The sequence below is a fragment of the Subtercola boreus genome (assembly GCF_003399635.1).
In the GTDB taxonomy this organism is placed as follows: domain Bacteria; phylum Actinomycetota; class Actinomycetes; order Actinomycetales; family Microbacteriaceae; genus Subtercola; species Subtercola boreus_B.
Map to the genome: position 1 here is coordinate 1 of NZ_NBXB01000037.1, position 20,618 is coordinate 20,618.

Genomic DNA, 20,618 nt, shown 5'->3' on the forward strand with positions numbered 1-20,618 from the left:
CGTCCTCAGCCTCAAAGGCACCAGCTACCGGCTCCGAGGACACAAAACCCTCACCACTACGACAAACTAAACACACCACGTGGCACCGTTTTCAATCGGCAACATTGGTACCATTTTCGGTCGGCGTCAACAGACATCTTCTGGGCGGCGTCTGTTCGCCTGGGGCCCTCCCGCGAAGATGACCGGAAAGTCGGGTCACCCCGATTGGGGCTGGCCCCGATGACCGGCACTTCCAGTCGACACAAAGGGCGTCCTCAACCTACCGGCAGATACGGCGACGCTGCCCGAAGATCAGGAACGGGCTGGGTTGTCGTGACCTGCGCCGGCGGAACGGCTGCTGTCGCGGGTGTTCAACGACAGGCGTTGCCCCAATTCCTCAGCGAGTTGCGCCAGCAGGCCGGCCAGTTTCTGCGGAACGCCAGAGTGCCCGGAGAGGTTGAACTGCTCGGCCATGACGGCGGGGTTTCGGTATGCCGCCTTGGTCGTTCCATGGTCGTCCCAAAGCGCCATCCGCAGCGGCAGATCGATGCCCGCTGCGGGGTCCTCCAGCATGAGGCTCGTTCCCACCTGTGGGTCGCCGAATATCACGACCACCTCGTCCTGCAGGTCCAAACCTACCGATCGCGCGTTCGCCGCGTGGTCGATGATTGCGAAGACAACTATGCCGCGACGGGTCAGCGACCCGATGAGACGCTCGGCGGCCTCTGCGACGGTTCCCGGGACTGTGCGGGTGACGAGATGATCGGTCTGCATGTGCCTGAACCGGTCAGGGCGTGGGCAGCGTTACTACGCCGAGCTGAAGGAACATGCCGAGGATGTCCTCGCCAAACCATCCCTCGGTGATCTTGCCGTCGACGACGGTGTAGATCGCGATGCCGAGCCACGTCGCCGTCTTCCCCGTTGCGGGTGAGCCCATGAACGCGCCGACGTTCTTTCCGCTGTTGGTGAAGCGCACCACAACCTTGTCGCCTTGGGCGATGATCTCTTCGACGGCGAGGTGCATGTTCTCCCAAGCACCTCCCGAATTCGCCGCATTGAACGCTTTGAATTCATCGATGCCGTGCAAGGTTCCCATGCTCCCTCCGTTCCAAGTCATATCATCGGCCCACAGATCGCCGAGGAGCTCGGTCTTGCCGCCGTTCACGATCTCGTCGAGGAACCGTCTGACGACGGCGACGTTGGTGTCTTCTGCATTCATGGTGTCTCTCTTTTCTGGTTTGGAGCGTTGTTGTCGGACTAGTTGGCGGTCGTTCTAGCGAACGCAGCGCGGAGGTGATCCCCGATCATGACGATCGACTGGCGAGCTACGTCCGCAGGCTTCGAGTGGGTGAAACCGTGGTCAACGCCCGCGAACTCGCGGTGGGTGACAGGGACGCCGGCTTGAGCGATCACGATTGCGATCTCGTTCATCTCGTGCTTGAGGGTGTCCAGCTCGCCGGTCATGATCAGAGTCGGCGGGAACTCGGCAAAGCGGTCGTAGTACGCGGGGGAAGCCAGGGGATCCTGCACGTCGGCGTCGGCGAAGTAGGTGTTTTTGACGAGGTCCATCATCTGCTGAGGCACGACGGGGCGTTCCTTGGGCGACTGCCGACGTTCGTTCGACCTCGACAGATCAGCCACTCCGTATTCCGAGGACACTGCGAGAGGGATGAAGCTGCCGGCGTCGATGGCCTGTGTGACGACACTGAACGCCATCTTGCCGCCGGAGCTGGGGCCTCCTACGGTGAGCCTGTCGCCGTCCCATCCCTGCTCGGCCCCATGTTCGTGCACCCACATGAAGATGTCGTAGCTCTCTTCTTCGGACACGGGGAACATGACCTTCGGCGCGGTGTCGTAATCGGGGACGACGACGTACGCTCCGACTTCCGAAGCGAGATAGCGGGCAACGTTGTCTTCCTGCAGTGGCCGTCGGACGATGAAAGCGCCGCCGTGGAGGATGAGGTGAACCGGGGGGCGTTCACCGGCTGAGGTGAAGGCCACCGTCGCTTCCGCTGCGGGCGTATAGACAAACGCCTTCACGATGCCGTGCCGGGTGGGGATCTGGATCGCTGACGGCCGCGCGACAGTCCTGGTCGCGAACTGCACGTCGGGCGACATGGATTGAAGGCGAAAGGCCAAGGGGAAAGCGGCCTGCATAATCCGGGCCGAAACCACCGATGGGGCGGCAATTCGAGAGTCTGCACCGAGCATGGGAATTCCGTTCTTTTCGAAGAAGCTAACTGGTTAGCTAGAAAGTACACCCGCGAGGATCAGCTTGTCAACTAAGCGTTTAGTTGAATTCTCCGCCAGCGGTTTCGACCCTCGAATCGCCCCGCTGGACTGATGCTTACCGGCTCGGGAAGACGTATGAGAGATCGTGGACGATCACAAGCCGGGTCATCAGTCGGCGGTCCGGTGCTGGCTCCATCCTCGGTCATGATTTTCTCCTTGTGTACGTGGATGATCCGAGGATTGCTCCTCGAATTTCTATCGGGTTGCCGTTCGTTTTGCGCTCTTACGCTGTACCGGCGACGGGTGCTCCGCCCCAGACTGGAGCGGGTCGCTGGCCGAGATAGCAACAGCGGGCCTTACGGCACGAGCAGCAGTTTTCCGGTCGTCAGTCGTCCATGGAGGTCGCGATGTGCCTGCGCCGCATCACGCAATGGATATGTCTGCCCGACAGCGACCGCCAGCTGGCCGCGGGCGACCAACTCGAACAGTTCCGCTGAGTGCCTGAGCAGTTCGCCGCGCGTTCGTACGTGGTCGTCGACTGTGGGATATCCGATCAGGATGCTGTTCGGCAGAGATGCGAGCTGAACAGGCGGGGCAGTATCGACGGCCGGCCCGTAGTAAGCCATGACTCCGTGCACCTTGAGCGAAGCGATGGAGTCTACGTACGTCGTGGTTCCCGAACCGTCGTAGACGACGTCTACGCCCCGGCCGCTTGTCAGCTCCATCACGCTGTGGAGGAAGTGGCCGTCGGAGTTGACGATGACGTCGTCCACTCCGGCGCTGAGTGCGCTGGCGACTTTCCGCTCGTCGGATACGCGCCCGATCACCCGTGCGCCTTGCCTCTTCGCCAACTGTGCGACGAGAAGGCCGACCCCGCCGGCTGCGGCGTGCAGCAGAACCGTGTCTGCCTCGCGCACACGATAGAAGCCGTTGGTGAAGTGTTGGGCAGTGAGCCCCTGCAGCAGAATCGCGGCGGCGGTCTCGAAGTCGATATTGTCTGGTAGCGGCACGGCCTGGGCGGCTGACATAGTGACCTTCTCGCCGTAACTCCCCCACGCAAAGCGCCAGGCAATCCTTTGTCCGACGTGCAGGTAATCGACGCCCTGCCCGAGTTGCAGGACGCGGCCGGCTCCTTCCACGCCGGGGATGACCGGGAACGGCCCTGGCCCGTTCTGCCCGGTTCGCGTGCCGGTATCCATGAAGTTGACACCGGCTGCCACAACTTCGACGAGGATCTCGCCCTCCCCCGGCGCACGCGTGAGGACCGACTGCAGTTTCAGCGCGTCAGGGCCGCCCGGTCTGTCGATGACGATGGCGGCGTGACTGTTCATGGTTTTCCTCGTAGTGATGAGCGGTTCTCTGTCGTCACTCGGCCGTGAGGCTGGCCGACGGGCAGACTGGCGCGGGTCGAGCGTCTGCCGAGCCTGATGAGCAGACCGACGCCGACGATCATCTCGGCGATCATGATGGTGTCCACCGCCCCACGCTCGACGAGGCCGCCGATAGGAATGGCCGGAGGTGTGCCGATGATCTGCAAGAGGATGAAGCTGAGTATTCCGATCACGCCGACGGTGGTTACGGCGATCCCGAACCAGCGCGGTGCTAGGAGCCGTTTCCAGACCAGGCCCACGGTGATCGCGGTGGCGTTTCCGCCGATGATCGCGCTGGCTGCGCCGAGGCTGTGCAGCACGATCACTCCGTTCGTGAGGGCCGCCGGCGACTCGTGGAAGAGACCGACCATCGTGATGCCGACGCTGTGCACGAGCGCGAATGCGAGCACGGTAAAGCGAGCTCTTCCCGGGATGATGCGGAACAGGATCGCAGCGACAATGATGTAGAGCACGCCGTGAACGATGAACGCTTGGTTCATCACGTCGTGAAGTGGTGAGTCGACCAGCCGCCCCTGGAACCGCGTCCCGACTTCAGACGACCCGAGGTCGCTGATGAATCCGTAGATGTAGCTGTACGTGGGGCTGTGCCACGCCGATGCCGCGATGGCTTCGGACAGGAAGTACCAGAGGCCGGCGAGGATGAGCAGCACTGCGCCTGCGCGCTGCACTCCGATAGCGAGGACGACCGGGGCTGAGGGTTTCGTGTTGGTCATCGTGTCGTCGCCCCGCCATCGACGGGGAGTGTCACCCCGTGGATGTGCGCCGCGTCGGCGCTTGCCAGGAAGAGCACGGCCGAGGCGACTTCCGCCGCTGTCCCCGGCCGGCCGTCAGGGAACGCTGCCGTGAAGGCGCGTTGCATGGGCCACGCGGCTTCATTGAGTTCGGTGAGAGTCGGGCCGGGCGCCACAGTGTTGACCCGTACGCCCTGCGACGCCAGTTCCGCCGCCCAAGACTTGGTCAGCGAGTGCAGGCCCGCTTTTGTGGCCCCGTAAAGCGCCGCGATGGACATTCCGACCGAGCCATTCATCGATCCCATGTTCACCACTACGCCTTCGCCCTTGCCGATCATCGCTGGCACGAGTGCCGCTGTCAGCAGAAACGGAACCTTGACATTGATGGCCAGAGCATCGTCAATCTGCTCTTCCGTCGCGTCGAGCATCGATTGGCCGGCCACGAGTGCGGCGGCATTGTTCACGAGAATGTCGACAGTCCCGCCCGCCGCCTCGAGTGCCTTCGATGCCAGATCGCGAACGGCCGCGCCGCCGCCCGAGAGATCGGCGCGGATGAAGCTGGCAGACAGGCCGTCCATCCGCAGGCGCCCGACGAGGTCTTCGCCGTATCCGGCGTTGCGACCTGTGATCAACACGTGCGCCCCGGCTGTGCCGAACGCCTCGGATACGGCGCGACCGATGCCTCCCGTGCCTCCGGTGACCAAGACGGTCTTGCCTTCGAAATTCCATGCCATGGTGATTCTCCTCAAAATTGGGTTCTTCAACCCATTATTACCGTTTGAAATGGATTGTCAAACCCATTCTTGATATGGTCGTGTGATGAACCGACCCTTGACCCGTAAAGGCGAAGCAACACGTGGGCGGATCGTCGAGGCGGCGGCGTCCGTCGTCATCACACAGGGCACCGCCAGCGCCGGCCTCGAGCAGATCCGGGCAGCGTCCGGCACCAGCGGTAGTCAGCTGTTTCACTACTTTCCCGGAGGCAAGGCGCAGCTGATGCTCGCGGTCGCAGAGTTCGAGGCCGAGCAGGTGCTTGAAGAACAGCGCCCCGATCTGGACGAGCTGACTACGTGGGACGCGTGGAGAAGGTGGTCGGAAGACCTCCTTGCCGCTTACGAGGCCAAGGGGTCGAAGTGTTCGATTGCCGGACTGATGAGCCAGCTGGATCCCAACGAGCCTGAGTTCCGGGCGATCGTGATCCGGATGTACGACACATGGGAAGCCGCGTTGGCCCGTGGCATATCCGCGTTGCAAGCGGACGGCAGTGCGGACACTGCTCTTGATCCGGCGGACGCGGCCGCATCCCTGCTTGCAGGCATCCAGGGCGGCATCGTGATGATGCTGTCAACGGGGTCTACCCGCAATCTGAAGGCTGCTCTCGATGCCGGGCTGGAGCGACTGAAGCCGTAGATGCTGGTCATTCGCCTTGGCCTCGTGAGCCGACGGGAACCGGTGTTGCTGTGATTTCCGACTCGTCGTCCGCGGCTTGCAGCTGCTCTTCGGCTTGGGCCAGATCGGGAAGGATCGTCGCCGAGGTGAACACGAGCCGCAGTGTGCGCGCGGCGATCCCGATGATGAAGAGGGTGATCAGAGTCACGATCACCCATGCCGCGACCTGCCAGCCGGCGGGCCGCTCGAGGGCCAGCCATTCCACGCCGTATGCCGACACCGCGGCGAACGGGAAGGTGAACGACCAGAATCCGAGGGTGAACGGCAAGGCGAGGTAGGAGCGCGCGAGGGCCAGTTGCACCACGACCATCAGTACGGTCAGCGCGGCGAGACTGTAGTCGACCGCGCCGGTGTGGCCGCCGGTGATGGTGAGCCACGCCGTGCCGCCGACTGCAGGAGGGGCGACGATGATGGCGAGCGTCGGCATCAGCGGCGCTGGAAGTGACGGGCGCAGCGCCAGACGCGCCAGAAGCAACGCGAACACGACCACCCAGAAGAGTGTGGCGATGGCGAAGGCGCCGAGGGCTACAGTCGGAAGGCCGATTTTCGCAGCCGCGGTCGCGCCGATGAAGCCGGCCGCGACTGTCGGTAGGAAGTAGCCGCCGTGCACTGCGTCGGGTTCGAGCCCTCCGCCGATCCATCGGGCGACGATCCATCCCGCGAAGAGCACAGTAGCGGCCAAGCCCACGACGACGACCCAGAACCCGGCGGCCGGCAGGGAGGAGTGCAGGTGGGCGCCCAACAGCATCATGACGATGGGCACGAGTGCAGCGATCGGTCCCTGGGCGGGATGGCGCAGCTGATCGACGAGCCGGTCAGTCGTGCGTCGTCCGCGGAGGGCGTGAGCAACGACCAGCCAAATCCACGCTATTGCCGTGACGACCCAGAGGAACTCCGCGATACCGTCTGGAGCTCCGAGGTCTGTCACGGCGAGCGACCAGACGCCGGCGAGGCCGGCGAGGCCGAATGCGACGGCGAGAGTGTTCAGCGGTATTCGAGTGCCGGGTTTCATGGAGTGTCCTTCAGAGTGCGTTCGAGGAAATCGAGAATGAGGGGCGCGATCTGGGCGAGATCGCTTTCGAGGGCGAAGTGGCCGGCATCCACGAGGTGCAGTTCTGCGTCCGGGAGGTCCTCCAGGAACGCTCGCGCACCGGCAGGGACGAAGATCGGGTCGTTTTCGCCCCAGACGATCAGAGCGGGGACCTGCGTCGTGCGGAAGTATTCGTGCACGGCGGGATAGAGCACACGGTTGGTGACGTAGTTTCGAAATAAGGCCAGTGCCACGTCTCGGTTCCCCGGCCGCTGCAGGTTCGCGTAGTCGTTCTGCCAGGCGTCGGGACTGACGAGTTCGATGTCTCTGGTACCTGTGACGTATTGATCGCGAATGCTGGCCTCGGTCAGCGCTGAACGCAGCGGCGCCTCGGTCTCGTCGTTGGGCGAGGCGGAATACTTCCACAGGTCGTCCCAGAAAATGGCGCCGAACCCGTCCTCATAGGCGTTGCCGTTCTGGCTGATTATCGCGGTGACCGCCTCGGGCCGGGCCAGGGCCAGTCTCCACCCGACCGGAGCTCCGTAGTCCTGGACATACATGGCGAACTCGGTGACGCCGATCTCGTCCAAGAGCCGAGAGGTCAGATTCGTGATCGAGTCGAAGGTGTAGTCGAAATCTGTCACCGTGGGCGAGTCTGAATTCCCGAAGCCAAGGTAGTCCGGGGCTACGACGTGGTACTTCGCCGCGAGCAGGGGGATCAGCGTCCGGTACATGTGCGAACTCGCCGGTGCCCCGTGCAGCAACACAACGCTGGGGGCGGAAATGTCTCCGGCTTCACGATAGAAAAGTCTGTGGCCGCCTATTTCCGTCCAGCGGTGGTAGACATTGGGGGCGCTTTCTCGAACGAGGCGGGTTTCCGTGACAGACATACTAAGTTATCCTTCCAAGACTGGACTAACCGGGTGGTTAGAAGACTGCCACCGGTCGATGATTCTGTCAACTAAAAAGTTAGAAAGTAAGGTAGTTCCATGATCCGTGATGCGAATGCAACACGTCAACGCCTCATTTCCGCTGCCCAAACCGAATTCGCCGCGTTCGGAATAGCCGGTGCCCGAGTGGACCGGATCGCACTGAATTCCGGATCGAACAAGGCGCAGATCTACCACTACTTCGGCAACAAGGACGCGCTTTACGACGCCGTCTGGCAAAATCTTGTGTCCCAGGTTCTGTCCGAGACAACGATTGATGTCAGGGACCTCCCCGGATACGCGGCAAGGCTGGCGGATCTTTACGCAGCCCATCCGGAATTCATTCGTCTCATTGCATGGCAACGTCTCGAGCGCTCCGAAGGGCGTTCATTGCCGCTTTCGGTTTCCAACATCGAGGCCCATATCGCAGCGATCGCCCAGGCGCAGGCCGACGGAATCGTGACGGATCGATTCGAGGCGGGAACTCTTTATGCGATGATCCTGCACCTGGCGACGTTATGGGGCGACATGAGCCCTGATGTTCGTGTTGTGGTAGGCACGCCGGAGGCCTCCGAAAGGGCGTCGACGGTGTCTCGGGCGGTGGCGAGCATTCTGGCGCCACCGTCCGAGCCCGGAGTTGGCTAGTCGGCTGCTGTCACTCCGCCAGGAAGCTGTTCACTTCACGAGCGAACTCCACCGGATACTGGAAAAGAAATCCGTGTCCGGCATCCGGATAGATGAGCAACCGCGCATGAGGAAGATGACCGGCCAGGAGGTAAGAGTTGACGGTCGGGACAAGGATGTCGTCGTCACCGTTCGCCACCAGAGTCGGTTGAACGATGTTCTCCAGCCGTGACAGTTTGCTGTAGTCGCGAATTCCCCATTCGACAATGGCGGCTGCCTGGGCGTCACGGACCGCGAGTGTCGGCGCCACATCGCGACCGTCTTGGCGCGTGTAGATGCGGCCCACGAACTCCACGCCCTTCGCCTGGCTCTGTGCGCTCGGGCTGAAGAACAGGTACAGCACGTCTTCCGCTCCCTGCACGTCTTTGTAGGCGTGTCCACGCGTTTCTTCGTTCCACCCGTGCATTTCCCGGCCGCCCTGAGGCCCGGTCCCGGCGAGGATGAGACGTCGTACGAGTTGCGGCCGGAGGAGGGCGAACTCTTGGGCCACGAACCCGCCGTGCGAGAACCCGAACAGGTCGAGCTCGGTGATACCCAGCGCGTCAGCGAAGTCGATGGCGTCCAATGCGAAATCACGCACAGTCGTCGGCACCTCGCCGCCGGACCCACCAACGCCACGGGCGTCGACCAGGATCACTTCGCGCTCCTCTGCGATGGCGTCCACCAACGCGGGATCCCAGTTGTCGAGGTTGCCGCGGAAGTGCTGCAGAAACAGAACTGGGACTGTCCCCTTCTTGCCATAGCGGCGGTAGCTGTAGGCGAAGCCCTGCGCGGAGTGGAGCGTGAGATTAGGCGTCGAGTATTGGGACATGGTACCGGTGCTTTCTTGTTCAGTTGACAGGGATGCGCCGGCCCAGCGATCGGTGGTTATCCGCTTCAGCTAACTGGCTGGTTAGGAGTTTCGCAGTGGGGCGCAAAAATGTCAACTAAAAGGTTAGGAACTTCATTCCCGGTTATTGGACGACTGATTCTCGCGACGTCCGGCCCAGAAGCTGGGCCGCGGCTTGCCCGATGATTTCCAGTCTTCTCAAGCGAGATGAAGGCTCGACCACCGAACGCACATCAGGATTCATGTCGGACCACAGGGAGGCGATGTGGCAGATCAGGGAAAAGACAATCTTCGGTTCGAAGGATGTGGCTACCACCCCGCTGTCCTGGCCTGCCCCGATCACGTCTGTGTGGCGCCGGATGCTTCGAGTGGAGATCTCCATAGGCGGACTGTCCGAGCCTTCGAGTCGTTGCCACGCGACGAGCCGGGCAAACTCCGGGAACTCCTCGTAGAGCGCGGCAAGCCCGACGGCATATGCCGCGAGATTGTCGATGTCGAGCTCCAGGTCTCCGATCACCGTGACGAGGAAGTCCTCCCAGACGGCATCGAAGAGCGCTTCCTTGCTGCCGAAGTAGTGATAGATCTGAGCCTTGTTCGATCCGGAATTGCGGGCGATCCGGTCAACGCGGGCGCCGGCCTGGCCGTATGCGGCGAACTCGGATCGCGCGGCCGTAATCAACCTCTGACGTGTTGCATCGGCGTTTCGAACCATTGTGCCTCACCTATTTCCTCATACTCAGCGTTGTGTACAGACGCGTGTTCTAACCGTCTGGTTAGAACACTATACGAGAGAAGAGGCCGACACACCAGGCCCGCCCTCAGAAGAGGTCAGCGAGTGGACGGCGAGATGTCCGACGTCGTAGAGGCGAACCGGCCCCGGTATTTAGACGGAGGTATCGACAGGTGCGAGATAAACGAGCGGCGCAGCGACTCGGCGGTACCGTACCCCGAGCGCTCCGCGGCTGCCGTCACACTGTGTCCGGCATCCAAATGGGCCTTCGCCGCGTCGAAGCGGACGAGGTCGACGTACCTCCTCGGGCTGGTCCCCAACTCCTCGTGGAACAAGCGGGTGAGATGTCGTGAGCTGAGGTGGGCGAGGTCGGCGAGGTGCTGCACCGTGTACTCTGCGCCGGGATCTGCTTTGATCGTGTCGACGACGAGTCGGAGCGCGGGTGTCTGGGGTCCGGGACCCTCGAGGTTCGCCGAGAACTGTGACTGTCCTCCGGCCCGTTGCATGTAGACAACCAGAGACCGAGCGACGCTCCGCGTCAGCACGTCTCCCCTGTCTTCTTCTAGAAGAGCCAGGGCCAGGTCGATGCCGGCAGTGACGCCGGCGGAGGAGTACGTCGACTGGTCCTTGACGAAGATCGCATCGGGCTCCACTCGTATCGCCGGATACCGGGTAGCAAGCTCATGGGTGTGCTTCCAATGGGTCGTAGCCCGCCGCCCGTCCAGCAGCCCGGCATCCGCGAGGATGAAAGCGCCGGTGCAGATCGACGCAGTTCTGTTCGCCCTGTCGGACAGATCGAACGCCGCCGAGGCGAGAGTTTCTGACACCCTTTTCTTCGGGAACACCTCACCACCGGACACGAGGAGTGTGTCGATTCGGCCGGGTGCTGACGCGGCTGCGTCGACGGGGAGTCGCAGGCCGATGGATGTGCGGACGTCGGCACCATCAACGGAGATCATGCTGATCTGGTATCCCGTCCCCGACAGGTTCGCCTCGGCGAATACCTCTGCGGGCCCGGCGACGTCGAGCAGTTTCATGCCGTCGAATACCAGGATACCCACCCTGTGCGGTGTTGCACTCATGTCGCACCCCTTCCGGCAATGTCTGGATACGTGGGGTTTGTGCCCGCTGCAGCGGGGCGCCGACGGCCTCACGAGCGGCAACCTTGACGAGACAACCACCTAGTTAGGATCCTTCTGCCATGACTGACACTATCGCCGGTATCGACATCCCGGACAGTAAGATCGCAATCGACGCGACCGAGCTGGTCCGCGAGACGACGAACGAACTCCTCTTCAACCACTCACGACGCGTGTTTTTGTTTGGCAGCCTCCAAGCTCGCGCGCTCGGCACGACCCCCGATCCGGAGTTGCTGTACATCGCGGCGATGTTCCACGACCTCGGCCTGGTCGAGCCCTACAGGACCGCGGATCAGCGATTCGAGCTCGACGGCGCCGACCAGGCCCGCGCGTTCCTCGCGTCCCACGGATTCTCCCCCGCCGACGGCGATCTTGTCTGGGCGGCGATTGCCTTGCACACGACGCCGGAGGTGCCGACCAGGATGGCCCCCGTGATCGCGGCGACGACTGCGGGCGTCGAGACCGATGTCCTCGGCCTGCATCTCTACAAGATCAGCAACATCGAGCTCGCCGAAATTACCGCAGTGCACCCCAGGCCGCACTTCAAACGGCGCATCCTCGAAGCGTTCTACGAAGGTTTCGCCCATCGCAGCGACAGCACATTCGGCACCGTCAACTCGGACGTCCTGGAGCACTTCGACCCGACGTTCCACCACACCAGCTTTGTCGACGTCATCAACAATTCCGATTGGAGCGAATAGCAGAAGCAATCTGTTCGGCCCCGATCAGCCGTCGATCACGCCCGTCCGGGCTGTGATCAAATCGAGTTGATTTTTGTCGAGCGCGGAACCGGCAGTACATACGTGCGGAATAACCATTCCGCGGTGCGTGTTCACGGTCTGATAACTACTTGGAGAAGGAAACACTGATGTCCGTAGCAACCGCCAATTCCTCAACCGCGCGTCACGCCGAAAGCAGCGTACCTCTCGTCGACCTGCTCAACGAGAGATGGAGCCCCCGCTCCTTCGACCCTGCCGCCGTCATCCCCGAGACGAGCGTGACCGCAATGCTCGAAGCCGCCAGATGGACGGCCTCGGCAGGCAACAGTCAATCCCGACGTTTCATCGCAGGCGTCCGTGGCGGCGAGATTTTCACGGCGATCCACGACAGCCTTCTCGGGTTCAACCAGGTCTGGGCTGGCAACGCCGGCGCTCTCATCGTCGGCATCGCGGTTTCGGAAAACGCCGAGGGTGAGCCGCAACGCTATGCCGAGTACGACCTCGGCCAGTCGATGGCGAGCCTCGCCGTACAGGCTCATGCCGAAGGGCTGCACATCCACCAGATGGGCGGAATCGACGCCGACAAATTGAGCCTCGCGTTCGAGCTCCCGTCCCACTTCGTTCCGATGACGGTGACTGCGATAGGAACGGTGGCGGCTGCTCACCTGCTCGGGGAACAGGCAGCTGCCCGGGAGACCGCGCCGCGGACGCGTCTCGCGCTCGACGAGATCGTCCTGACCCGCGACTGACCGCGCGAATATGGATTGCCGCCATCCGGTTTGGGTGGCGGCCCGAGTTCAGGACTGAACGAACGTCGATTCGTTCACAAAGCGGTCGTGATCAAGATTGTCCAGCATGAAGTCTGCTAGGTCTCCTCGGGAAATGCTGCCGAAGATGGACTTGCCCGAGTAGTCGCCGGACCGGTAGCTGCCGGACCTCGGACCGTCGGTAAGCGTCGGGGGCTGGACGATGGTGAAGAGAAGGTCCGAGCGACGCACGGCGTCGTCCTGCCGCTCTTTGGCCACAAACCCCTGGAAGGTGACCGCTCGAACTGCCGCCACGACGGCACGCATCGGCGGCGGAAGTTTACGACGACTTGCCGCGCTCGTGCCGAATCCGGTGAGGACCTCGATCCGAGGGACGCCTGTGCGCTGCATTGCCGCAAGCACCGCGTCGGTTCCGCTGTCGACGACAGCGTCGCCGAGAGATACGATCACCGCGTCTACTCCGAGCAGCGCCCGATCCATGGCCGCAGCGTCGTCCAGTTGCGCCTCAACGACCCGCAGCCCCTGACGATGGTCGCCGATCCGGGCAGCACGTCGCGTGACCGCAACGACCTCATGCCCGCGGTCAAGCGCCGCCGGCACAAGGTAGCGCCCGACGCTGCCGGAGGCGCCGAAAATCGCGATTCTCATGAGGGGACACGGTCCTGCGCCACAGCCGCTTCAAGATCCTGCAGGAATGATTTCTGCTGACGCCGCAGGAACCGGTCGATGAGCGGCTGCACGAGTCTGGGCCCGTGAAAGTCGAACTCTTCGACGATCTCGACGTTCACCGCCGAGCCATCCCCATCGGCGGTGACGAGATGGAATTCTCGTGAACCGTTCCCGTCGGCGTGCTTCATGGAGAGGATTCGGTGCCGCGGACGGTCTTCACTAAGCACGGTGAACGTAGTGGCGTAACCGGTACGCGCGTTCGTTTCCGAGTAGGAATTGCCGTTGTCCGAGGCCGACTGGACGTCCGACCGCCAGGAAAAATCCGATGGCGTAGTGATGTAAGCCCAGAGGACTTCGGGGGATGCCTCGATGCGACTGTGGGCAGAGTAGGTCTTCTTCATTGGACTGCTTTCGACTGGGCGCAGTTTGTGCGCCGTGGATGGTTTCAGGGTGCTGCGAGGAGCGCGGCGACGGTGCGACGGACGATCTCGCGACGCGCTTCGTCGGAGCCGGTGGGTTCGAGTGCGGCCAACGTGGCTGCAGGAAGCGTGAACCAGGTCCGGGCAATGGTCTGCACCGCCAACACGATTTCTGCCGGGGTGAGACGACTCGAGAGAATTCCGGCGCGCTGGGCGGCCGCTATTCTGCCGGTCTTCTCGTCTGTGATGAGTTCGGCGGCCATAGACGCTGCGCCAGCCTCGCGTCGTTCGAGTTGGTACCAGGACACGAACCGCCCGACGTCGGGGTTGGCAGCGTGCGCGTCGTAGAGGCGCACCGCATATTCAGGAAGATCTTCGGGCATCAGGGGGATCTGGTCGACCATCTGTGTCGAAATATCTTCCATGACGGCGTCGAACAACCCGTCTTTGCTGCCGAAGTAGGTATATACCAACCCCGAGCTGCACTCTGCACGCGCCGCGAGGGCGTCGATCCTGGCACCTTCAAGGCCGCGCTCACCAAATTCGGTGAGCGCAGCGTCGAGGAGTCGTCGTTGTTTCGCTTCGGGGTCTCTTACTCGCATTCCCCGATGCTAGTTATTGAACAGTCATTTGACAACCCGGATCGAACGGGTTTACGGTCTTACTAATAAATGACCGTTCAACAAAAAGGAATCCCATGAACAATGTTTGGTTTATCACCGGAAGCTCTCGGGGGCTCGGCCGTGCGATCGTAGAAACCGCACTCGCTGCCGGCGACCGCGTCGCCGCAACCGCTCGCACCCCTGAGCGCCTCGCCGACCTCGTCGCCACCTATGGCGACCAGATCCTGCCCCTCCAGCTCGACGTCACCGACTACGACTCGGCCCGCGCTGTCGTCGCAGACGCGGTCGCCGCGTTTGGCCGCATCGACATCGTGGTCAACAACGCCGGATACGGCGACCTCGCCTCTGTGGAGGACCAGTCGATGGAGATGTTCCGAGCTCAGATCGACACGAACTTCTACGGCGTAGTCAACGTTTCCAAGGCTGTCATCCCGGTGCTGCGCGAGCAGGGGAGCGGACACATCTTCCAAATCTCCTCGCTCGGCGGCCGCATGTCGGGACCGGGCCTGACCGCGTACCAGGCGGCGAAATGGGCCGTTGGCGGATTCTCGGGAGGATTGGCCCAGGAAGTGGCGCCCTTCGGAGTGAAGGTCACCACCTTGGAGCCGGGCGGCATGCGTACCGACTGGGCCGGTTCGTCGATGACGATCCCGCCGAGTAGTGCGCCGTACGAACCGATGATGGGCGCTTTCGCTGAGATGCTGCGTGCCGCCTCAGGAAGCGAACCCACCAACACGTACCGAGTCGCGGAAGCCATCCGCAACCTCGCTGGACGAGATGACGCCCCAGTGCGCCTCCTTCTCGGCAGCGATGCGGTGCCGATCGCGCGAATCGTGGCCGCCGAACTCGCGGCCAGCGATGAGAAGTGGAGCGAGCTCAGCCTGAGCGTTTCCGACGGTACCCCGATCGATTTCGAGACCCTCACCAACATGGGCAACACCGGCTCCTGAGTCACTGTCTCCGGTCGTATTCCGCCCGGGCAATCTGGACGCCGTCGGCGTTGTTGTCTGTCCACCCTACGAGTGCGTAAAGAATTTCGTGCAGATTGTGTCCGCTGGCCGTCAGTTCGTATTCGACGGCTGGCGGCACGGTCGGGTAGACGGTCCGCGTCACCAAACCGTCGCGTTCGAGGTGGCGGAGCGTGGCGCTCAGCATCCTCTGCGTGATCCCATCGACCGCACGCTTGAGCTGGTTGAAGCGCGCCGGCCCGCCATCGAGCTGGCAGATGACGATGACCGACCACTTGTCCCCGATCCTGCCGAGGATCTCCCTGAGCAGCGGACCCGATCCTTCAGGGTGCGCATTCCGGAACGGAAGCATCGTCGTGGACGTGGGCATGGTTCCTCCGGTGATACCTGGGCAGTCCAAACTGCCCTCTTGCGGGGCCCCGCCCGAACGGCGAACACTGATTGGGCAGTATAAACAGTATACCTAGGCGTCATCCGTACTCCCTGCGAGCCGGATACGCACATAACGGAGATCAACAGTGACACAACCCGACCTGCTCATCAGAGGCGGCTACATCGCCACCCTCGACCCGTCCATGGGCGACCTGCCTGTTGGTGACGTCCTTATCCGGTACGGAGTCATCGCCGCCATCGGTACCGACCTCTCTGCCGAAGCCGGCTCGGCACGGGTCATCGACGCCCGCGGCCGACTCGTGATACCCGGCATGGTCGATTCACACCGCCACCTGTGGCAGGGCGCACTCGGTGGGGCCACAGGGAAGTCATCCCTCCTCGGCTACTCCGCAGAAATCATCGGCCAAGTTGCTCCGCTCTACACTCCCGACGACATGTATGCCGGCACCCTTTGGGGTGCCCTCCAGGCCCTTAACGCAGGGATCACAACCGTCGCTGACTGGTCTCACAACCTGCCTACACCGGACCACGCAGACGCGAACGTTCGTGCACTGGAAGACTCGGGCATCCGCGGCATATTCCTGTTCGGAGGACCCGGAGCTGATGCGGCAGCGTTCTTCGGCCCGGATGCTCAACGGCACCCTGACGATGCGCGCCGCGTCAGGGACGAACTCTTCCCCAACGGGAACCGCGGAAGGCTCACGATGGGCCTCGCGCTCCGAGGACCTGCATTCAGCAACGAAGCAAACACCCGAGCCGACTTCGACTACGCACGGGCGCTCGGGCTCCCGATGTCGGTCCATGTGGGCATGGCCGGATTCCCGCACTCCGTTGACACCCTGGCGCGGCTCGACCTTCTCGGCGCCGACGTGAACTACGCGCACGCGAACCAACTCAGCCCCCACGAATTCGACCTCATCGCCGAGACCGGAGGGTCGATAGCCATCTCCCCGGCGGTCGACATGCTTATGGCGCTCGGGGCGCATCCCGCAACCGGCGAGGTACTGCGGCGCGGGATACCTGCCGGACTCGCCGTCGACACCACGACGAGCACCGGCAGCGACCTGTTCAGCGAGATGAGGATCGCCCTGGCCGCAGAGCGTTCCAGAGCGAACGCACACCTGACCTCACAGCACGAAGCCGCCACCGAGGTGAGCCTCGATCATCGCGACATGCTCGAACTCGCGACTGCTGGCGGCGCCCGCGCCTGGTGGATGGATGATCAGATCGGAACGCTTGCCATTGGAAAACAAGCCGACGTGGCGATTGTGGACATGAGAAGCCCACACCTCGACGGATTCAGCGACACGGTAGCAACAGCCGTCATGGGAGCAGGTCCGTCGGACGTCGAGACGGTCGTCGTCGCCGGCGAGATCCTGAAGGAGAACGGCCTCCTGGTCGGACCAGCAGCGGAAACCGCCCGCGAACTGATGCTGCAGTCGCGGCGGCGCATCCGGGCTGGCATAGCCGCCCTCTGACCCAAACGGGCCCGAGGGGCACGGCCCCCCGGGCCTAACAGTCAGTTCAGTGCGACCATCCGCCGCACGGCTTCCACGACGACAGCACGCCGCCGCTCGCGCGACTTGGGCAAGACGCTGTCCAGTTCCGGCACGGTAGTGAACCAGGACAACGCCGCGGCCCGGACGAGCGCAAGGATCTCCACCGGTTCCAGCCGGGCAGGTAGGACTCCCGCGTCGATGGCGTCGCGCAACTTCTCCAGCTTCGACTGGTTGGAAGCCTCCACAGCCTGAAGCGGCACCCCGTGCGGCCGCTCAAGCTGGTACCAGGTGGTAAGGCGGACCATGTCCGGGTTGTCCTCGAAGGAGTCGAGCAGACGTCCCGCATAGCCAGGCAGGTCCGTTACATCGAAGAGAACCTCCTCGAGCGCGCCACGGACCATGATGCTGAACGCGATGTCGAACAGATCGTCCTTGCTGCCGAAGTAGCTGTAAATCATGGACTTGTTTACACCGGCGATTGCCGCGATCCGGTCAACGCGCGCACCGGCAATGCCAGAGGCTGCGAACTCGGAAGTCGCGGCGTCGAGCAGCAGTTTTTTAGTGCGTTCTGAATCTCGGATCATCCGTCGATTATACAACCAACTAGATGGTTGACAGATGAAGCCGATAGGTGTTGAGTGGGCAGCAGCAACCATCCAAACGGTTAGTTGCTTCGACCATGATCGATTGGATTGCTTTAATGACGAAGACTTGGCTTATTACCGGAAGCTCTCGTGGCTTCGGCCGTGAACTTTCCCGAGCTGTCCTGGAGCGCGGCGATAACCTCGTCGCAACCGCCCGCAAACCTGAGCAGCTCGACTACCTCTTCGCCCTCTATGGCGCCCGAGTGCGGTCATTCGCCCTGGAGGTCACCGACTTCCATGCCGCTGAAGCCGCCGTGGCTTACGCCGTGGAGCAATTCGGTTCCTTAGACGTCGTCGTCAACAACGCCGGCTTCGCCAACAGTTCGCCCATCGAAGAGACTGCCGACGCCGACTTCCGCGCCCAGATCGAGGCCAACCTTTTCGGAACCGTCAACGTGTCGAAGGCCGCTCTGCCGGTGATGCGAGCCCAGCGCTCCGGCACCATAATCCAGTTTTCCTCCGTCGGGGGCCGCGTCGGCGGCACTCCGGGAATGGGGGCGTATCAGACGGCCAAGTTCGCTGTCGAAGGCTTTTCCGAGGTTCTCGCCAACGAGGTCCGACCCCTCGGAATCCGAGTAATGATCGTCGAGCCCGGTGCTTTCCGGACGGATTGGCAAGGATCGTCGATGACGTTGCACCCAGTCGGTGCGGACTATGAAGACACCGTGGGCGCGCTCAACGCATACCGTGCTGCGAATGCGAGCAACCAGCCCGGCGACCCAGCCCGCGCCGCCGACGTGATCGTCGAAACCGTTACGGCCGGAGATCTCCCCATGCGCCTCGTCCTCGGCGCCGGCGCCGTTGCCATGATCCGCACCGCCGCCGAACAACGTGCCGCCGAGACCGAGAAGTGGGCGGACGTAAGCGCATCGGCCGACTTCCCCGTCGATGCCTCCTAGAACCGACCACCCAACGAGTAAACGAAAAGGAACGAGAAAACGATGAACGACACATCAACCTGGATCATCACCGGCGCCTCCAGCGGCCTCGGATTTGACCTCGCCGAGCACGTCCTCGGCCAAGGCCACGAAGTAGCGCTCGCGGCCCGGAATGCATCCTCGATGAAAATGAGCTGGCGTCGAAGTACCCGGAGACGGCCCTCGTCCTCTCCGTTGACGTCACCGATGCCGACCAGCGGGCGAACCTCGTCGCGCAGACCGAGCTGCGGTTCGGGAAGATCGACTTCCTCGTCAACAACGCGGGCATCGACTTCCTCGGCGCAATCGAGGAGCAACGCGAGGAGGACTACCGGAAGATCTTCGAAGTGAACTTCTTCGGAGCCGTCGCGCTGCTGCGCCTTGCGCTTCCCGGAATGCGGGCACGTAAGTCAGGCATGATCGTGAACGTTTCGAGCATGGACGGAATCGCTAGCCTCCCCGGAAACGCCTACTACTCTGCAAGCAAGTTCGCGCTCGAAGGCATCACCGAATCCCTCTGGCAGGAGATCGAGCCTGCTGGCCTGAAAGCTGTTCTCATCGAGCCAGGTTCTTTCCTGACGGGCATCGACGCGCGCACCCACTTCTCTGGCGACCTCATCCCCGACTACGACGCGTCCTCCGGCAACTTCTACCGCGCAATGCAGAACGTGGCAGCCCTCAGCGACGTCATGTTCCCGGGTGACCCGAAGTTGGCGGCGAAGGTCATCTTCGAGCAGCTCACGAATAACGCAACCGCGCACCGGATCATCCTTGGTTCCGACGCGATGGACCGAATCGGCACGAAGATCGATGACCTCCAAGCGGATTACGACGCATCCCGCCTGATCGCCTCGTCGACCGACTTCGTTCGAGTCTGACCCGCCCTCGATGGCCTGCCGAGCCCCGCAAACCGAGGCCCGGCAGGCGTCTCCACACGACACCCCACAAGCAACGCGCCGGCCAGGAACAGAGAGTTGGCCGGGGCGTTCATGCCGGGTTGGTGTTCGTGGTTTCATCTTTCCGGTGACGGCAGACAGCGGATAGGGGCCAGCGTTACTGGCTCTCCCCCGCTGCGATGCTTCGTTCGTATTTGGTACGCGTCTGTTGAAGAAATGTTTGGTCCACGCGCCACGCTTCGCCTTCTGACGGCGGCGTGCAGGTCATCCCGTGTGGCCACGTCCAGCGCATCGGGCCCGTATCACAGCTCGGCCAGACCAGCCTGGCCGTGACTAGAAAAATGTCACGGTGCACTTGCCGGCGCCCGCGCCCGTGCCCGAGACGAAAAATTGGGCGTCGGTTCCCATGCTGTTAGCTTCCGTCTACTTCGCGAGTAGCCCGGCGTACCTGGGCGACCTGCCGGCCGAGGTACGCCGATCTTATCGGCTTCGATGACTCCCTGCCGGTCAGTCCCGCACTCAAAACCGAACCGCGATCCCGCGCAACGAACCGGCCGCTTCGTCGACACGATGGTCCCCATCGCCCAACGGCCTTCGGAAGCCGACGACCACGCGATCCCTGGGCATTGGGAAGGGGATCGCATCATCGGGACGATGAGCCGGTCAGCGATCGGGACCCTGGTCGAGCGCTCCAGCCGCTTCGTCAGCCTCGTTCACCTTCTCCACGACCACACCGCCGAAACGGTGCGCGATGGCCTCGTGAAGACCGTAAGCCAGCTCCCCATCACGTTGCGCCGGTCGCTGACCTGGGATCAAGGCTCCGAGATGTCCGAGCACGTCGCTTTCCGCGTAGCAACCGACATGGACGTGTACTTCTGCGATCCCGCGAGTCCCTGGCAGCGCGGAAGCAATGAGAACACGAACGGGCTCCTGGAGTGGTCCGCGATGCTGTGGACATCGGTGGCATGTATGAAGTCCACG

24 protein-coding genes and 1 pseudogene are annotated in these 20,618 nt (G+C 62.8%); 9 read left to right on the forward strand and 16 right to left on the reverse strand.

All coding sequences use genetic code 11. The annotated features are described in order from the left end of the window. Positions 1–291: 291 nt before the first annotated feature. The 6 genes from B7R22_RS14045 to B7R22_RS14070 form a co-directional block, all read right to left on the reverse strand. On the reverse strand, positions 292–753 hold the full coding sequence (locus B7R22_RS14045) for a DUF302 domain-containing protein (RefSeq protein ID WP_116412337.1): 462 nt from the start codon (positions 751–753) through the stop codon (positions 292–294). Positions 754–766: 13 nt separating this feature from the next. Continuing rightward, positions 767–1,198, reverse strand: a complete 432-nt coding sequence (locus B7R22_RS14050) for an ester cyclase (protein WP_116412338.1) — start codon at positions 1,196–1,198, stop codon at positions 767–769. Between the two features lie 38 nt (positions 1,199–1,236). After that, positions 1,237–2,190: an alpha/beta hydrolase gene (locus B7R22_RS14055; protein ID WP_116412339.1), complete on the reverse strand. Its 954-nt coding sequence runs from the start codon at positions 2,188–2,190 to the stop codon at positions 1,237–1,239. Positions 2,191–2,567: 377 nt separating this feature from the next. Next, positions 2,568–3,542 (reverse strand): quinone oxidoreductase family protein, encoded by a 975-nt coding sequence (locus B7R22_RS14060; RefSeq protein ID WP_116412340.1) that lies wholly within the window; start codon positions 3,540–3,542, stop codon positions 2,568–2,570. Beyond that, positions 3,539–4,315 carry a DUF998 domain-containing protein gene (locus tag B7R22_RS14065; protein WP_116412341.1) on the reverse strand — a complete coding sequence of 259 codons (777 nt, stop codon included), beginning with the start codon at positions 4,313–4,315 and terminating at the stop codon, positions 3,539–3,541. The genes B7R22_RS14060 and B7R22_RS14065 overlap by 4 nt, the downstream gene beginning before the upstream one ends. Next, complete coding sequence (locus tag B7R22_RS14070) at positions 4,312–5,067, reverse strand: SDR family NAD(P)-dependent oxidoreductase (protein WP_116412342.1); 756 nt, start codon at positions 5,065–5,067, stop codon at positions 4,312–4,314. Before B7R22_RS14070 ends, B7R22_RS14065 begins: the two co-directional genes overlap by 4 nt. Before the next feature lie 85 nt (positions 5,068–5,152). Here B7R22_RS14070 and B7R22_RS14075 point away from each other — a divergent pair, with 85 nt between their 5' ends. Then, positions 5,153–5,743: a TetR/AcrR family transcriptional regulator gene (locus B7R22_RS14075; RefSeq protein ID WP_116412343.1), complete on the forward strand. Its 591-nt coding sequence runs from the start codon at positions 5,153–5,155 to the stop codon at positions 5,741–5,743. Between the two features lie 7 nt (positions 5,744–5,750). Here B7R22_RS14075 and B7R22_RS14080 read toward each other — a convergent pair whose 3' ends face one another. Then, positions 5,751–6,794 (reverse strand): potassium-tellurite ethidium and proflavin transporter, encoded by a 1,044-nt coding sequence (locus tag B7R22_RS14080; RefSeq protein WP_116412344.1) that lies wholly within the window; start codon positions 6,792–6,794, stop codon positions 5,751–5,753. Next, a complete protein-coding gene (locus tag B7R22_RS14085) occupies positions 6,791–7,702 on the reverse strand; it encodes an alpha/beta fold hydrolase (protein WP_116412345.1) in 912 nt (303 codons plus the stop codon). Before B7R22_RS14085 ends, B7R22_RS14080 begins: the two co-directional genes overlap by 4 nt. Positions 7,703–7,801: 99 nt before the next feature. Here B7R22_RS14085 and B7R22_RS14090 point away from each other — a divergent pair, with 99 nt between their 5' ends. Next, positions 7,802–8,386, forward strand: coding sequence for a TetR family transcriptional regulator (locus tag B7R22_RS14090; RefSeq protein ID WP_116412346.1), 585 nt, complete (start codon positions 7,802–7,804; stop codon positions 8,384–8,386). Positions 8,387–8,396: 10 nt separating this feature from the next. Here B7R22_RS14090 and B7R22_RS14095 read toward each other — a convergent pair whose 3' ends face one another. The 3 genes from B7R22_RS14095 to B7R22_RS14105 form a co-directional block, all read right to left on the reverse strand. Next, entirely contained in the window at positions 8,397–9,236 is an 840-nt protein-coding gene (locus B7R22_RS14095; RefSeq protein WP_116412347.1) for an alpha/beta fold hydrolase, read from the reverse strand. A 142-nt stretch (positions 9,237–9,378) separates the two neighbouring features. Continuing rightward, positions 9,379–9,966, reverse strand: coding sequence for a TetR/AcrR family transcriptional regulator (locus tag B7R22_RS14100; RefSeq protein WP_116412348.1), 588 nt, complete (start codon positions 9,964–9,966; stop codon positions 9,379–9,381). A 116-nt stretch (positions 9,967–10,082) separates the two neighbouring features. Then, positions 10,083–11,066 carry a GlxA family transcriptional regulator gene (locus B7R22_RS14105; RefSeq protein WP_116412349.1) on the reverse strand — a complete coding sequence of 328 codons (984 nt, stop codon included), beginning with the start codon at positions 11,064–11,066 and terminating at the stop codon, positions 10,083–10,085. Positions 11,067–11,185: 119 nt separating this feature from the next. On the opposite strand from B7R22_RS14105, the gene B7R22_RS14110 reads away from it, so the two are divergent. Together B7R22_RS14110 and B7R22_RS14115 are read left to right on the forward strand one after the other, a co-directional pair. Continuing rightward, the gene (locus B7R22_RS14110) at positions 11,186–11,824 is read left to right on the forward strand and encodes an HD domain-containing protein (RefSeq protein ID WP_116412350.1); all 639 of its coding nucleotides are present in this window, start codon (positions 11,186–11,188) and stop codon (positions 11,822–11,824) included. A gap of 167 nt (positions 11,825–11,991) precedes the next feature. Next, the gene (locus B7R22_RS14115) at positions 11,992–12,591 is read left to right on the forward strand and encodes a nitroreductase family protein (protein ID WP_116412351.1); all 600 of its coding nucleotides are present in this window, start codon (positions 11,992–11,994) and stop codon (positions 12,589–12,591) included. Between the two features lie 48 nt (positions 12,592–12,639). Here the strand turns inward: B7R22_RS14115 and B7R22_RS14120 are convergent, their stop codons facing one another. From B7R22_RS14120 to B7R22_RS14130, 3 genes are read right to left on the reverse strand one after another with little or no spacing between them, the layout of a single operon-like run. After that, a complete protein-coding gene (locus tag B7R22_RS14120; RefSeq protein WP_116412352.1) occupies positions 12,640–13,257 on the reverse strand; it encodes an NAD(P)-dependent oxidoreductase in 618 nt (205 codons plus the stop codon). Beyond that, entirely contained in the window at positions 13,254–13,679 is a 426-nt protein-coding gene (locus B7R22_RS14125; protein ID WP_116412353.1) for an SRPBCC family protein, read from the reverse strand. Before B7R22_RS14125 ends, B7R22_RS14120 begins: the two co-directional genes overlap by 4 nt. A 44-nt stretch (positions 13,680–13,723) precedes the next feature. Beyond that, complete coding sequence (locus tag B7R22_RS14130) at positions 13,724–14,299, reverse strand: TetR family transcriptional regulator (RefSeq protein ID WP_116412354.1); 576 nt, start codon at positions 14,297–14,299, stop codon at positions 13,724–13,726. 95 nt (positions 14,300–14,394) lie between these two features. On the opposite strand from B7R22_RS14130, the gene B7R22_RS14135 reads away from it, so the two are divergent. After that, a complete protein-coding gene (locus B7R22_RS14135; RefSeq protein ID WP_116412355.1) occupies positions 14,395–15,270 on the forward strand; it encodes an SDR family NAD(P)-dependent oxidoreductase in 876 nt (291 codons plus the stop codon). A gap of 1 nt (position 15,271) precedes the next feature. On the opposite strand, the gene B7R22_RS14140 is transcribed toward B7R22_RS14135, so the two are convergent. Next, a complete protein-coding gene (locus tag B7R22_RS14140) occupies positions 15,272–15,658 on the reverse strand; it encodes a winged helix-turn-helix transcriptional regulator (protein ID WP_253259087.1) in 387 nt (128 codons plus the stop codon). Between the two features lie 148 nt (positions 15,659–15,806). Between B7R22_RS14140 and B7R22_RS14145 the strand changes: the two genes are divergently transcribed. Continuing rightward, the gene (locus B7R22_RS14145) at positions 15,807–17,159 is read left to right on the forward strand and encodes an amidohydrolase family protein (RefSeq protein ID WP_116412356.1); all 1,353 of its coding nucleotides are present in this window, start codon (positions 15,807–15,809) and stop codon (positions 17,157–17,159) included. 41 nt (positions 17,160–17,200) lie between these two features. Here B7R22_RS14145 and B7R22_RS14150 read toward each other — a convergent pair whose 3' ends face one another. Next, on the reverse strand, positions 17,201–17,764 hold the full coding sequence (locus B7R22_RS14150; protein ID WP_116412357.1) for a TetR family transcriptional regulator: 564 nt from the start codon (positions 17,762–17,764) through the stop codon (positions 17,201–17,203). 95 nt (positions 17,765–17,859) lie between these two features. Between B7R22_RS14150 and B7R22_RS14155 the strand changes: the two genes are divergently transcribed. The 3 genes and pseudogenes from B7R22_RS14155 to B7R22_RS14165 all read left to right on the forward strand — a co-directional run. Then, on the forward strand, positions 17,860–18,723 hold the full coding sequence (locus B7R22_RS14155; RefSeq protein ID WP_253259088.1) for an oxidoreductase: 864 nt from the start codon (positions 17,860–17,862) through the stop codon (positions 18,721–18,723). A gap of 173 nt (positions 18,724–18,896) precedes the next feature. After that, a complete protein-coding gene (locus B7R22_RS14160) occupies positions 18,897–19,619 on the forward strand; it encodes an SDR family NAD(P)-dependent oxidoreductase (protein ID WP_253259094.1) in 723 nt (240 codons plus the stop codon). Between the two features lie 540 nt (positions 19,620–20,159). Next, positions 20,160–20,570, forward strand: a pseudogene (locus B7R22_RS14165) (IS30 family transposase); the annotation flags it as partial. Between the last annotated feature and the right edge of the window lie 48 nt (positions 20,571–20,618).